Below are 12,667 nucleotides of genomic sequence, written 5' to 3'. Positions count from 1 at the left end.
CCCTCTGCGCTGGAGCGCCTTCCAGTATCCCCGACCCGGCCGGCGCGACTACTTGCGGCTGTAGTTCGGCGCCTCGACCGTCATCTGGATGTCGTGCGGGTGGCTCTCCTTGAGGCCCGCCGAGGTGATCCGGACGAAACGGCCGCGGTCCTGGAGTTCGGGGACGGTGCGTCCGCCGACGTAGAACATCGACTGGCGGAGTCCGCCGACGAGCTGGTGCACGACGGCCGAGAGCGGTCCGCGGTACGGCACCTGGCCCTCGATGCCCTCGGGTACGAGCTTCTCGTCGGAGGCGACGCCCTCCTGGAAGTACCGGTCCTTGGAGAACGACTTCCGCTCGCCCCGGGTCTGCATCGCGCCGAGCGAGCCCATGCCGCGGTACGACTTGAACTGCTTGCCGTTGATGAACAGCAGCTCACCCGGCGACTCCTCGCAGCCCGCGAGCAGGGAGCCGAGCATCACCGTGTCGGCGCCGGCGACCAGGGCCTTGGCGATGTCACCGGAGTACTGGAGTCCGCCGTCACCGATGACGGGGATGCCGGCGGCCTTCGCGGCGAGCGAGGCCTCGTAGATCGCGGTGACCTGGGGGACGCCGATACCGGCGACGACCCGGGTCGTGCAGATGGAGCCGGGGCCCACGCCGACCTTGATGCCGTCGACGCCCGCGTCGATCAGGGACTGGGCGCCGTCCCGGGTGGCGATGTTGCCGCCGATGACGTCGACGCCGGACGAGTTCGACTTGATCTTGGCGACCATGTCGCCGACCAGCCGGGAGTGGCCGTGCGCGGTGTCGACCACGATGAAGTCGACGCCGGCCTCGATGAGGGCCTGGGCCCGCTCGAAGGAGTCTCCGGCGACCCCGACGGCCGCGCCGACGAGGAGCCTGCCCCCGGCGTCCTTCGCGGCGTTCGGGTACTTCTCGGCCTTGACGAAGTCCTTGACCGTGATCAGGCCCTTGAGGATGCCCGCGTCGTCGACGAGCGGCAGCTTCTCGATCTTGTGGCGGCGCAGCAGCTCCATGGCGTCCACGCCGGAGATGCCCACCCTGCCGGTGACCAGCGGCATCGGCGTCATGACCTCGCGCACCTGGCGGGTACGGTCCGCCTCGAAGGCCATGTCACGGTTGGTGACGATGCCGAGAAGCTTGCCGCCACCGTCGGTGACGGGTACGCCACTGATGCGGAACTTGGCGCAGATCGCGTCGGCCTCGCCCAGCGTCGCGTCCGGGTGGACGGTGATCGGGTCGGTGACCATGCCGGACTCGGACCGCTTCACCAGGTCGACCTGGTTGGCCTGGTCGGCGATGGACAGATTGCGGTGCAGGACACCGACGCCGCCCTGCCGTGCCATGGCGATGGCCATCCGGGACTCGGTGACCTTGTCCATGGCGGCGGACAGCAGCGGGATGTTCACCCGCACGTTCTTCGAGATGTGCGAGGCGGTGTCGATCTGGTCGGGCGCCATGTCGGACGCGCCCGGCAGCAGCAGCACGTCGTCGTAGGTCAGCCCGAGTGTCGCGAATTTCTCGGGCACTCCGTCGACGTTGGCAGTCATGACACCTTCCCCAAATGGCCTTGCTCGATACGGATGTCCATGCTACGGGAATCCGACGACTCCCCTCCCCAGTATCCAGCCCGCACCCGGATACCCGGAGGCGTCGGGGCGGCGGGGGCCTCCCCGCCCGTGCCCCGGTCAGGCATGTTCTGGTCAGGCATGTCCTGGTCAGGCGCCGCGGGCTACTGCTCAGCCAAAGCCCGCAGCCGGCTCAACGCCCGATGCTGAGCGACCCGTACCGCCCCCGGCGACATCCCCAGCATCTGGCCCGTCTCCTCGGCCGTGAGCCCCACCGCGATACGCAGCAGAAGCAGCTCGCGCTGGTTCTCCGGGAGGTTGGCCATGAGTTTCTTGGCCCATTCGGCGTCGCTGCTGAGCAGCGCCCGCTCCTCGGGGCCGAGGGAGTCGTCGGGGCGCTCGGGCATCTCGTCCGACGGCACGGCCGTCGATCCGGGGTGCCGCATCGCCGCCCGCTGGAGGTCGGCGACCTTGTGCGCGGCGATGGCGAAGACGAAGGCTTCGAAGGGCCGGCCGGTGTCCTTGTAGCGCGGCAGGGCCAGCAGCACCGCCACGCACACCTCCTGCGCCAGGTCCTCCACGAAGTGCCGCGCGTCACCCGGCAGTCGGGACAGCCGGGTGCGGCAGTACCGCAGGGCCAGGGGGTGGACGTGGGCCAGCAGGTCGTGCGTGGCCTGCTCGTCGCCGTCGACAGCACGATGGACGAGCGCACCGATCACCGTCGTCCCGTCGTCGCGCATCGGTCCATGGTGCCTTGGCTCCGTGCGCTCCGCGGCACCCGGTCCGTAGTTGTGCACCGAAGCGTTATGAGCAGGTGCGCCGGAACTCATCTCCTGCGCCCTCCCCTTCCGCTCGTCCGACTCGTCCCCAGGGAACTCCACACCTCAAGGATGCGACATCCGACGGGAAACGAGCGGCGGGCACCGCAGGAACCGCCCCGCCCACCCTCCGGCGGGCGGGGATCACCGAACCCCCGCGGCGGCTCACGTGCTCACCTAACGGACCAGGCCCCAGCGGAAGCCGAGCGCCACCGCGTGCGCGCGGTCCGAGGCGCCGAGCTTCTTGAAGAGCCGTCGTGCGTGGGTCTTCACGGTGTCCTCGGACAGGAACAGCTCTCGGCCGATCTCCGCGTTGGAGCGGCCGTGGCTCATGCCTTCGAGGACCTGGATCTCACGCGCCGTGAGCGTGGGGGCGGCCCCCATCTCGGCCGACCGCAGCCGGCGCGGGGCGAGCCGCCAGGTGGGGTCGGCGAGCGCCTGGGTGACGGTCGCGCGCAGCTCGGCGCGCGAGGCGTCCTTGTGCAGATAGCCGCGGGCACCGGCGGCGACCGCGAGTGCGACCCCGTCGAGGTCCTCGGCGACCGTCAGCATGATGATGCGGGCGCCGGGGTCCGCCGAGAGCAGTCGGCGCACCGTCTCGACGCCGCCCAGTCCGGGCATGCGCACGTCCATCAGAATCAGGTCCGAGCGGTCGGCACCCCAGCGGCGGAGGACTTCCTCGCCGTTGGCCGCCGTCGTCACACGCTCGACGCCGGGCACGGTCGCGACCGCGCGACGGAGCGCTTCTCGGGCAAGCGGGGAGTCGTCGCAGACGAGGACGGATGTCATGACCGCCCTCCGCAGCTGATGCGCGTCACCTTGAGCCTCCAGGCTGGTACGAATCGTCACCTGTGCGGTTGACGCACTCGGACATGTGCCCGAGCACTTCTCTCTTCAACCGCCTCCGGCACTCTCAACGATGGTCACCCGAAAGAGTTACGGGTCACTCAGCCACCTTCGGCACTCTACGTGAGGGAGCGGACACACCCCAGGCACCGCGCGTGACTGAAAGTTTTCACCAAGAGCTACGCCCCATTTGGCGGCTTTTCTTCCCATTCCTTGGTGTCTGAGGCTAGATTCCTAAAGAGTCATATTTTCATCTCCTTAGACAGTAGATGTACGGTCGTGGGCACTGTCCGCGTCAGAACGGCTACAAGGGGACCAGCAATGGCAGATTTCTCCCGCCTTCCCGGACCGAACGCAGATCTGTGGGACTGGCAGCTCCTCGCGGCATGCCGCGGGGTCGACAGCTCGCTCTTCTTCCACCCGGAGGGCGAGCGCGGTGCGGCACGGAGCGCACGTGAGAACTCGGCCAAGGAGGTCTGCATGAGGTGCCCGGTGCGCGCCGAGTGCGCGGCCCACGCCCTGTCGGTGCGCGAGCCGTACGGCGTCTGGGGCGGATTGACCGAGGACGAACGCGAAGAGCTGATGGGGCGCGCACGCAACCGGCTCGTCACGGCATCGGCGGCGGCGTCGGCGACGTCGAGCGCCGGAGCGGCACCACCACACTGAAGGAACGTTTCTCCAGAGCCGAGCAACACCTGTTGTCCGTAACGCAGTAACGCTTCTTACAAGCCCGCGGCCCGCGTCAGATGGTCGAGGGTGGCCGAGACCGCCGGGACCTGGGCCAGGTCCGGCAGCGTGAGCGCGACGATTTCGCGCCGCACGGCCGGTTCCACCGTGACGGTCCTGGCCCGCTTCGGCCGCACCGACTCCAGCGCGAGTTCCGGCAGTACGGCCACGCCGAGACCGGCGCCGACCAGGCCGATCACGGCCGGGTAGTCATCGGTCGCGAAGTCGATCCGGGGCTCGAAGCCCGCACTCGCGCAGACCTCGACCAACTGCCGCCGGCACCGGGGGCACCCCGCGATCCACGGTTCGCCCGCCAGCTCCCCGATACCCACCGCACCGGCCCTGGCCAGCGGATGCCCTTCGGGTACGAGACCCACCAGACGGTCGGCCAGCAGGGGCCGCACCACCAGGTCGGACCAGTCGTCGACGGCCGACGCACCCTCGTAACGGAACGACAGCGCGATGTCGCAGTCGCCCTCGCGGAGCATCTCGACCGAGCGCGGCGGCTCGGCCTCGACCAGCGAGACACGCGTACCGGGGTGGGCGGCGCGCAGGGCAGCGAGCGCGGTGGGTACGAGCGTTGAGCTGCCGCTCGGGAACGAGACCAGCCGGACCCGGCCCGCGCGCAGTCCGGCGATGGCGGCGACCTCCTCCTCGGCGGCCGTGAGCCCGGAGAGGATGCCCGCGGCATGCCTGACCAGGGCCTCTCCCGCCTGGGTCAGCCGGGTCTCGCGGCCCGCGCGGATCAGCAGCGGGGTTCCCACGGAGGCTTCGAGCGCCTTCATCTGCTGGCTGACGGCGGGTTGGGTGCAGCCCAGCTCACGGGCCGCCGCCGAGAAGGAGCCGGTGGCGGAGACGGCACGCAGGACACGGAGGTGTCGGGCCTCGATCACCCTTCGAGCATAAGCGAATCTTGGACAGTACGGAAAATATTGCGTCGACTCTTTGACCTCGTATCGCTAGCGTGCCGTTATGAAGCTTTTGTCAGTGAATCTTGGACGCGCCCGGTCCGCCGCGTACACCGATCAGCGGGACGGCGTCACGGGCATCGACAAGCGGCCGACCGAGGGGCCCGTGCGGATCACGGCTCCGGGGCCCAAGGGGATCGGCGCGAGCGGGGTCGCGGGGGACGCCGTGTGCGACACCCGCCACCACGGCGGGAACGACCAGGCCGTGTACGCGTTCGCGCGCGAGGACCTGGACGACTGGGAGCGCGAGCTGGGCCGCCCGCTGGCGAACGGCTCGTTCGGCGAGAACCTCACCACGTCGGGGGTCGAGGTCACCGGCGCCCTGATCGGCGAGCGCTGGCGGATCGGACCCGATGTGCTTTTGGAGGTCACCTCGTCGCGCATCCCGTGCCGTACGTTCGCCGGCGCCCTCGGGGAGCGCGGCTGGGTGCGGCGGTTCACCGAGAAGGGCGTACCGGGCGCGTATCTACGGGTGATCGAACCCGGTGAGATCCGGGCGGGCGACGAGATCGCGGTAGTGCACCGGCCCGTGCACGATGTGACGGTCGGTTTCCAGTTCCGGGCCGTCACCACCCGCCGTGAACTGCTGCCCCGGCTCCTCGCGGCCGGCGACGCCCTGCACCCCGAATCGATCGAGCAGGCCAGGACGTACATGGAGAAGTACGCGTCGTAGCTCACTAACCTTGGCCCATGACTACGGCTCTGATTACGGGATCCACCGCCGGTATCGGCGCCGCGTTCGCGCGCCGGCTCGCGGCCGACGGCCACGACCTCGTCCTCGTGGCGCGCGACACCGAGCGGCTGCGTGACCAGGCCACCGAACTGCACGACCGGCACCGCGTGGAGGCCGAGGTCCTGACGGCCGACCTGTCGACGGACGACGGCATCGAAGCGGTCGCCACCCGCGTCGCCGACCCGCGCCGCCCGGTCGACCTTCTCGTCAACAACGCGGGCTTCGGCAACAAGGGCCGCTATCTGGAGGTCTCCGTAGCGGACGAGTTGACCATGCTCAAGGTGCACTGCGAGGCGGTCCTGCGGCTGACGTCGGCGGCGGCCGGGGCGATGCGGGCGCGGGGGCGCGGGAGCGTGATCAACGTCGCGTCGACAGCGGCCTTCGTCCCCCGCGGGACCTACGGCGCGTCAAAGGCGTGGGTCGTCCAGTTCACACAGGGCGTGGCGATGGACCTGTCCGGTACGGGCGTCCGGCTGATGGCCCTGTGCCCCGGCTTCGTCCGCACCGAGTTCCACCAGCGCGCCGGCATGGGCACCGACAACATCCCCAAGTGGATGTGGCTGGACGCGGACAAGGTGGTAGCAGCAGCCCTGACCGACCTCACCAAGGGCAAAACAATCTCCATCCCGGACCCGAGATACAAGGCATTGATGGGGGTGGCAAAGGTGACCCCGAGATCCCTCCTGGGCGGAGTCACGACAAAGACGGGCCGCAAGTACGGCCCGAGGTAGCCAACCGGGTTGTTGAGGGGCGCGGGGAACTGCGCGACAGGGCCACGGCGGCCGGCCGACCACCCATCAGGGGCGCGGGGAACTGCGCAATCAGGGGCGCGGGGAACTGCGCACCAAGCCCCGCAGGGGCGAGGAAAACCAAAGGTCCGGCACCCCCAGAAGAAAAGGGGCGCCGGACCTCCGGCTCAGGCAACACGCCTAGTGAGAGTGACCATGCCCGTGACCGCCGGCGGCCTCTTCTTCCTCGGCCGGCTTCTCGACAACCAGCGTCTCGGTCGTCAGCAGCAGCGAAGCGATGGACGCGGCGTTCTCCAGGGCGGACCGCGTCACCTTGACCGGGTCGATGACACCGGCCTTGACCAGGTCCCCGTACTCACCGGTCGCGGCGTTGTAGCCACTGCCCTGCTCCAGCTCGGCGACCTTGGAGACGATGACGTAGCCCTCCAGGCCGGCGTTCTCGGCGATCCAGCGCAGCGGCTCGACGACGGCGCGGCGGACGACGGCGACACCGGTGGCCTCGTCGCCCTCCTTGCCGAGGTTGCCGTCGAGGACCTTGGCCGCGTGGACGAGCGCGGAGCCACCACCGGAGACGATGCCCTCCTCGACCGCGGCGCGGGTCGCGGAGATGGCGTCCTCCAGACGGTGCTTCTTCTCCTTCAGCTCCACCTCGGTGGCGGCGCCGACCTTGATCACGCACACGCCGCCGGCCAGCTTCGCGAGGCGCTCCTGGAGCTTCTCGCGGTCCCAGTCGGAGTCGGTGTTCTCGATCTCGGCCTTGATCTGGTTGATCCGGCCGGCCACGTCGTCCGCGTTGCCGCCACCGTCGACGATGGTGGTGTCGTCCTTGGTGACCGTCACACGGCGGGCGGAGCCGAGCACGTCCAGGCCGACCTGGTCGAGCTTGAGGCCGACCTCCTCGGCGATGACCTGGGCGCCGGTGAGGGCGGCCATGTCGCCGAGCATCGCCTTGCGGCGGTCGCCGAAGCCGGGGGCCTTCACCGCGATGGCGTTGAAGTTGCCGCGGATCTTGTTGACGATCAGCGTCGACAGGGCCTCGCCCTCGACGTCCTCCGCGATGAGCAGCAGCGGCTTCGAGGAGTTCGTCTGCATGATCTTCTCAAGCAGCGGCAGCAAGTCCTGGATGGAGGAGATCTTGCCCTGGTGGATGAGGATGTACGGGTCCTCCAGGACGGCCTCCATGCGCTCCTGGTCCGTCACGAAGTACGGCGACAGGTAGCCCTTGTCGAAGGCCATGCCCTCGGTGAAGTCCAGCTCCAGACCGAAGGTGTTCGACTCCTCGACGGTGATGACACCGTCCTTGCCGACCTTGTCCATGGCCTCGCCGATCAGGTCACCGACCTGCTGATCCTGGGCGGAGAGCGCGGCGACGGCGGCGATGTCCGACTTGTCGTCGATCGGCCGGGCGGTGGCGAGGAGTTCGTCGGACACGGCCTTGACGGCGGCGTCGATGCCCCTCTTCAGGACGGCCGGGGAAGCGCCCGCGGCGACATTGCGCAGGCCCTCCTTGACCAGGGCCTGGGCGAGCACGGTGGCGGTGGTGGTGCCGTCACCCGCGATGTCGTTGGTCTTGGTCGCCACCTCCTTCACGAGCTGCGCGCCGAGGTTCTCGTACGGGTCGTCCAGCTCGACCTCGCGGGCGATGGTGACACCGTCGTTGGTGATGGTGGGTGCGCCGAACTTCTTGTCGATGACGACATTGCGGCCCTTGGGGCCGATCGTCACCTTGACCGTGTCGGCAAGCTTGTTGACGCCGCGCTCAAGGGCGCGACGGGCGTCCTCGTCGAACTTCAGAATCTTCGCCATGGGAGCGTTCCAGCCCTCTCGGGAACGGTGGTGAACGAACTGCGCCCCGGACCCCCGGCTTCCTTGGGGTCGCGGGGGCCAGGGGCGCAGCTCACATGCAGAGGTGGTGAATTACTTCTCGATGATCGCGAGCACGTCGCGGGCCGAGAGGACGAGGTACTCCTCGCCGTTGTACTTCACCTCGGTGCCGCCGTACTTGCTGTACAGCACGACATCGCCGACGGTGACGTCGAGTTCGACACGCTTGCCGTCCTCGATACGGCCCGGACCGGTGGCCAGGACAACGCCCTCCTGGGGCTTCTCCTTGGCCGTGTCCGGAATGACCAGGCCCGAAGCCGTGGTCTGCTCTGCGTCGAGCGGCTGGACCACAATGCGGTCCTCAAGCGGCTTGATGGCAACCTTGGAGCTGGCGGTCGTCACGATCCGACCTCCCCCTTCGGAGATCTCACGGGGTTAACTGTCTGAGGTGGCGACCAGGTCGATCCGTCGTCGCGGGTGCCGGACCTGCCCGTCGCGTATTGGCACTCTCCAGTGGGGAGTGCCAGAGCCGAGACTATGACTGCGGTTAGCACTCGGTCAAGCGGAGTGCCAACGCGCCACCCTCGCGGCTGGATCGCGGCCCCTGCCCGGTCCCCTTCCGGCGCTGCGCGCCCGGCCACAGCGGGACGCCTGCCCACAACGAGGTCAGCCACCGGATCTGCGTAACGTGCTGTGGGCAGTCGTCCCGCAGGGCGGGACGGGTGGGCACAGCCCAAGACGCCGGGTGCGCCTAGAGGTAGTCCTCCAAGCGGGCCACCGTCAGGCCCTCCGCGTGGATTCGGCGGAGGAGCGCCGGGGTCGACTCCGCGTGGGCCAGGAGGATGTCGCCGCGGTGCAGGGGGGCGTCGGGGGCGGCCGGGCGCCAGAGGATCAGCGCCGAAGCTCCGCAGGACGCCGCCGCCCGCAGCGTCTCCCTGTCGTACGCGTTGTGCGGCGGGCGCAGCAGCCGGGGCCGTACCCCGAACCGCGCCAGCACCTTGTCCCGCTGACCGCAGATCTCCGCCCGCTGACCGGCGTACGGCATCCCCGGCAGGTACGGATGGTGCAGCGTGTGGTTCTGCACGGTCGCGCCCACCGCCCGCAACCGGGCGAACTGCGCGTACCCGGGCCCGACCACGCTCTCGGTGAGGAACAGACTGACCGGCAACCGCAGCTCCCGCACCATGTCCACGAAGCGCGGGTCCTTCTCGGCGCCGTCGTCGAAGGTGAGGAAGACGACCTTGTCGGTGGTACGGACCCGGTCGACCACGGGCGGCAGAGCCGTATCGCCGCTGTCGCCGCCACCCCCCGGCCCCGGCCCCTTGGCCCCCGCCCGTTTCCCGCCCGGCGCCCCCGCCGTGGGCGGACGCGCGGGCGGGCTCGGCGCCGGGGCGAGCGGCGCCGGCAGCCCCCAGCGGCGGTATGTCTCGGCGCTCGGCCGCTTCACATGCGGGCCGACCTTCTGCGCCGCCTTGCGGCTGAGCCGTTCGATCGGGTCGACGGACTGCGCGCAGCCGCCGAGCAGCGCGGGCGCGAGCACCCCGGCCACCAGCACCCCGGCCAGCGACCGGCGTACCTGCGCCCGGCGGGTCACAGATAGTCCTCCAGCTTCGCCACCGCGTACCCCTTGTCGGTGATCAGCTTCATGAACCGGCGGATGTCGTCCGGCATGGTGCCCTTCCAGTCGTTCTTGCCCCGGAAGTGGGTGAGGACGATGTCACCGGGACGCAGGTTCTGGTCCCACTCGCGGTACTCCCAGTGGTCGACGAAGACCTCTTCGTTCCACAGCGGTACGGCCTTGATGCCGCAGGACTTGGCGGCGCGCAGGGTGTCCTGGTTGTAGTTGCCGTACGGCGGCCGGAAGACCTCGGGCCGCTTGCCGAACTCCTTGCGCATCAGGTCCTGCATGCCGCAGATCTCGCGCTTCTGGTCGTCGTAGTCGAGGCCCGGCAGGTAAGGGTGCGTGAGGGTGTGGTTGTTGAGCGTGACGCCCTGGTCGCGCATCTTCCGGAAGTAGCCGTAGTCCTCCTTCGCCAGGTAGTCGCTGAGGAAGGCGGTGTACGGAAGCTTCAGGTCGTCCATCATCCTGAGCAGGTCCGGGTCCTTGTCGGCGCCGTCGTCGATGGTGAGGAAGACGATCTTTTCCTTGGTGGGGATCGTGGTGAAGACCGGCGGCAACTCCTCCTGGCCCTCGACCTCGAAGCCCTCACGGGTGGTCAGCCGCGGCTTCTGCGCGGGCGGCGGCGGCGCGGGCAGCGGTGTCTTCTCCAGGCCCCAGCGCTTCGCGGCGGCGGCGCGGGCCGTCTGCTCGGCGCGCTGCTTGGCGGCGGCCTCCTCCTTGGTCAGTTGCCGCTCCTGACCGGGCGCGCCCTTCACCTTGCCGCCGCCCGCGGCCTCCCCACCCCCGGTGTCCCCGCAGCCGGACGCGAGGGCGGTGACGGCGGCGGCGAGCAGGGCCGCGCAGACCACGCGGGTACGCGGACGCGTGCGGGAACGGGTGGGTGTACGGGCCCCCGGGCGCCCCACTCCGACGGTAACTTGTTCCTTTTGTCCTACTAGTTGCATGGTGCCGCATCTTGTCAGCGCCCCTGCGCGGTGCGACGCCGACACCGCCGCCCGGCGCCGACCATCCACCGACTGGCCCACAGCGGCCGGGCAGCGGCCGGGCACGCGCCCGCCTGGTGAACAATGGCCCGGTGAACGCCCCCGCCCCTGGTCCCCTCTCCCCCCTCTCCCCCCGCTCGCCTCTCGACGAATTCGCGGCCCTCCTCACCGACGAGGGCCGCGCCCTCCTCGACGAGGTGCGGGACACCGACCCCGCCCAGGAACTGGCCGTGGCGACCCGGCTGCGCCGCGACCACCCGGCGGACCTGGTGTCGGCGGCGCTCGGCCAAGCGCGGCTGCGGCAGCGCGCGGTGGCCAAGTTCGGTGCCGGGGACGCCGGGCGGATGTTCTTCACGCCGAACGGTGTCGAGCAGGCGACCCGGACCACCGTCGCCGCGTATCGCGCCGCCCGGCTGCGGGAGCAGGGCGTCCGGTCGGTCGCCGATCTGTGCTGCGGCATCGGCGGCGACGCGATCGCCCTCGCACGGGCCGGGATCAGCGTCCTCGCCGTCGACCGCGACCCGCTGACCTGCGCGGTCGCTCGCGCCAACGCCGAGGCACTGGGGCTCTCCGACCTGATCGACGTCCGCGAGGCCGATGTCACCGAGGTCGAAACGGCCCCGTACGACGCCGTGTTCGTGGACCCGGCGCGGCGCGGCGGGCGGGGCCGGGTCTTCGATCCGGAGGCGTACTCGCCGCCGCTGTCCTGGGCCGTTCAGGCCGCCCGGCGGGCGCCGCGCGCCGCGCTGAAGATCGCGCCGGGCGTGCCGCACGAGGCGCTTCCCGACGGCGTCGAGACCGAGTGGATCTCGGACGGCGGGGACGTGAAGGAGGCCGTGCTGTGGTTCGGCCTCGGCGGCCCCGAAGCGCGCCGGGCCACGCTCCTGCCGGGCGGCGCGTCCCTCTGGTCGCCCCTCGCGACGCTGCCGCCCGATCCGACGGTGCGCCCGGTCGGGCGGTATCTGTACGAGCCGGACGGCGCCGTCATCCGCGCGCATCTCGTCGCCGAGGTCGCCCGCGAGGTGTCCGGCGGACTCCTGGACGAAACAATCGCGTACGTCACGTCCGACACCCTGCGCCCGACCCCGTACGCCACCGCCTACGAGATCACGGACCATCTGCCCTTCAACCTCAAACGTCTCAAGGCCCTGCTGAGGCAGAGGGAGGTGGGTGTCCTCACCGTGAAGAAGCGCGGCTCAGCGGTGGAGCCGGAGGAGTTGCGCCGCAAGGTGAAGCCCCAGGGCCCGCACGCGGCCACCGTCTTCCTGACCAGGGTCGACACCGCCCCGACGATGCTCCTGGGCCACCCGGCGCCACGCTAGGAAGGACCTCTCGAAAAGTTCCGGAAGAAAATTCTCCGGACGTGTCGATCCCGGTGGCCCTCGTTCGACGCGTTGAGTGAGAGGCGGGGAACGACCCCGCCCCCCAGCGAAGTGGAGAGGCTCATGCCGCGCTATCTGTCCCTGATCCGGATCGACGAGAACAACGCGCCCGCCGATGGCCCCAGCGAGGCCCTGATGCAGCGCATGGGCGAGCTGATCGAGGAGATGACCAAGGCCGGGGTCCTGCTGGACACCGGCGGTCTGCTGCCGACGTCGGACGGTGTGCGGGTGCACTGGGAGGGCGGGAAGACGTCCGTGACGGACGGCCCGTTCACCGAGACCAAGGAGGTCATCGGCGGGTACGCGATGCTCCAGGCCAAGGACAGGGCCGAGGCGGTCGAGTGGACCAAGCGGTTCCTCCAGGTGCACGAGCCGTACTGGACGGTGACCTGTGAGGTCCGGGAGGTCGTCGAGGGCTGACGCCCCGACGAGGCCGGAAAACTTG

Annotated in this window: 13 protein-coding genes; 5 read left to right on the top strand and 8 right to left on the bottom strand. The window is 70.0% G+C overall.

What is annotated here, in order from left to right; translation table 11 throughout:
* Positions 1-48: 48 nt before the first annotated feature.
* The 3 genes from guaB to ACIQNU_RS37200 all read right to left on the bottom strand — a co-directional run bounded on the left by guaB (position 49) and on the right by ACIQNU_RS37200 (position 3,179).
* Complete coding sequence (gene guaB / locus ACIQNU_RS37210; protein WP_401375104.1) at positions 49-1,554, bottom strand: IMP dehydrogenase; 1,506 nt, start codon at positions 1,552-1,554, stop codon at positions 49-51.
* Positions 1,555-1,736: 182 nt separating this feature from the next.
* A complete protein-coding gene (locus ACIQNU_RS37205; protein ID WP_401375101.1) occupies positions 1,737-2,312 on the bottom strand; it encodes a sigma-70 family RNA polymerase sigma factor in 576 nt (191 codons plus the stop codon).
* Between the two features lie 255 nt (positions 2,313-2,567).
* Positions 2,568-3,179, bottom strand: coding sequence for a response regulator transcription factor (locus tag ACIQNU_RS37200; protein ID WP_003948568.1), 612 nt, complete (start codon positions 3,177-3,179; stop codon positions 2,568-2,570).
* Between the two features lie 378 nt (positions 3,180-3,557).
* Between ACIQNU_RS37200 and ACIQNU_RS37195 the strand changes: the two genes are divergently transcribed.
* Positions 3,558-3,902 carry a WhiB family transcriptional regulator gene (locus tag ACIQNU_RS37195; protein ID WP_401375098.1) on the top strand — a complete coding sequence of 115 codons (345 nt, stop codon included), beginning with the start codon at positions 3,558-3,560 and terminating at the stop codon, positions 3,900-3,902.
* A gap of 56 nt (positions 3,903-3,958) precedes the next feature.
* Here the strand turns inward: ACIQNU_RS37195 and ACIQNU_RS37190 are convergent, their stop codons facing one another.
* A complete protein-coding gene (locus tag ACIQNU_RS37190; protein WP_401375095.1) occupies positions 3,959-4,855 on the bottom strand; it encodes a LysR family transcriptional regulator in 897 nt (298 codons plus the stop codon).
* A 79-nt stretch (positions 4,856-4,934) separates the two neighbouring features.
* Between ACIQNU_RS37190 and ACIQNU_RS37185 the strand changes: the two genes are divergently transcribed.
* Together ACIQNU_RS37185 and ACIQNU_RS37180 are read left to right on the top strand one after the other, a co-directional pair.
* Entirely contained in the window at positions 4,935-5,603 is a 669-nt protein-coding gene (locus ACIQNU_RS37185; protein ID WP_401375092.1) for an MOSC domain-containing protein, read from the top strand.
* Positions 5,604-5,620: 17 nt separating this feature from the next.
* Positions 5,621-6,394 (top strand): SDR family NAD(P)-dependent oxidoreductase, encoded by a 774-nt coding sequence (locus tag ACIQNU_RS37180; protein WP_401375090.1) that lies wholly within the window; start codon positions 5,621-5,623, stop codon positions 6,392-6,394.
* Positions 6,395-6,592: 198 nt separating this feature from the next.
* Here ACIQNU_RS37180 and groL read toward each other — a convergent pair whose 3' ends face one another.
* The 4 genes from groL to ACIQNU_RS37160 all read right to left on the bottom strand — a co-directional run bounded on the left by groL (position 6,593) and on the right by ACIQNU_RS37160 (position 10,801).
* A complete protein-coding gene (groL, locus tag ACIQNU_RS37175; RefSeq protein ID WP_401375088.1) occupies positions 6,593-8,218 on the bottom strand; it encodes a chaperonin GroEL in 1,626 nt (541 codons plus the stop codon).
* Positions 8,219-8,329: 111 nt separating this feature from the next.
* Positions 8,330-8,638 carry a co-chaperone GroES gene (gene groES / locus ACIQNU_RS37170; RefSeq protein WP_055609712.1) on the bottom strand — a complete coding sequence of 103 codons (309 nt, stop codon included), beginning with the start codon at positions 8,636-8,638 and terminating at the stop codon, positions 8,330-8,332.
* A 349-nt stretch (positions 8,639-8,987) separates the two neighbouring features.
* Positions 8,988-9,830, bottom strand: coding sequence for a polysaccharide deacetylase family protein (locus tag ACIQNU_RS37165; protein WP_401375085.1), 843 nt, complete (start codon positions 9,828-9,830; stop codon positions 8,988-8,990).
* Positions 9,827-10,801 carry a polysaccharide deacetylase family protein gene (locus ACIQNU_RS37160; protein WP_401375083.1) on the bottom strand — a complete coding sequence of 325 codons (975 nt, stop codon included), beginning with the start codon at positions 10,799-10,801 and terminating at the stop codon, positions 9,827-9,829. Before ACIQNU_RS37160 ends, ACIQNU_RS37165 begins: the two co-directional genes overlap by 4 nt.
* Before the next feature lie 236 nt (positions 10,802-11,037).
* Between ACIQNU_RS37160 and ACIQNU_RS37155 the strand changes: the two genes are divergently transcribed.
* Together ACIQNU_RS37155 and ACIQNU_RS37150 are read left to right on the top strand one after the other, a co-directional pair.
* Positions 11,038-12,162, top strand: a complete 1,125-nt coding sequence (locus tag ACIQNU_RS37155) for a methyltransferase domain-containing protein (RefSeq protein ID WP_401375274.1) — start codon at positions 11,038-11,040, stop codon at positions 12,160-12,162.
* Between the two features lie 123 nt (positions 12,163-12,285).
* Positions 12,286-12,642, top strand: a complete 357-nt coding sequence (locus ACIQNU_RS37150; protein WP_401375081.1) for a YciI family protein — start codon at positions 12,286-12,288, stop codon at positions 12,640-12,642.
* Positions 12,643-12,667: the final 25 nt, after the last annotated feature.

It is taken from the genome of Streptomyces sp. NPDC091292, assembly GCF_044757265.1.
In the GTDB taxonomy this organism is placed as follows: domain Bacteria; phylum Actinomycetota; class Actinomycetes; order Streptomycetales; family Streptomycetaceae; genus Streptomyces.
This window is presented reverse-complemented; position numbering and strand designations above follow the sequence as displayed.

Excerpts from the sequence above, each read along its gene's own strand:
- guaB (WP_401375104.1), bottom strand. The coding sequence starts at position 1,554 with ATGACTGCCAACGTCGACGGAGTGCCCGAGAAATTCGCGACACTCGGG.
- ACIQNU_RS37205 (WP_401375101.1), bottom strand. The coding sequence starts at position 2,312 with ATGCGCGACGACGGGACGACGGTGATCGGTGCGCTCGTCCATCGTGCT.
- ACIQNU_RS37200 (WP_003948568.1), bottom strand. The coding sequence starts at position 3,179 with ATGACATCCGTCCTCGTCTGCGACGACTCCCCGCTTGCCCGAGAAGCG.
- ACIQNU_RS37195 (WP_401375098.1), top strand. The coding sequence starts at position 3,558 with ATGGCAGATTTCTCCCGCCTTCCCGGACCGAACGCAGATCTGTGGGAC.
- ACIQNU_RS37185 (WP_401375092.1), top strand. The coding sequence starts at position 4,935 with ATGAAGCTTTTGTCAGTGAATCTTGGACGCGCCCGGTCCGCCGCGTAC.
- ACIQNU_RS37180 (WP_401375090.1), top strand. The coding sequence starts at position 5,621 with ATGACTACGGCTCTGATTACGGGATCCACCGCCGGTATCGGCGCCGCG.
- groL (WP_401375088.1), bottom strand. The coding sequence starts at position 8,218 with ATGGCGAAGATTCTGAAGTTCGACGAGGACGCCCGTCGCGCCCTTGAG.
- ACIQNU_RS37160 (WP_401375083.1), bottom strand. The coding sequence starts at position 10,801 with ATGCAACTAGTAGGACAAAAGGAACAAGTTACCGTCGGAGTGGGGCGC.
- ACIQNU_RS37150 (WP_401375081.1), top strand. The coding sequence starts at position 12,286 with ATGCCGCGCTATCTGTCCCTGATCCGGATCGACGAGAACAACGCGCCC.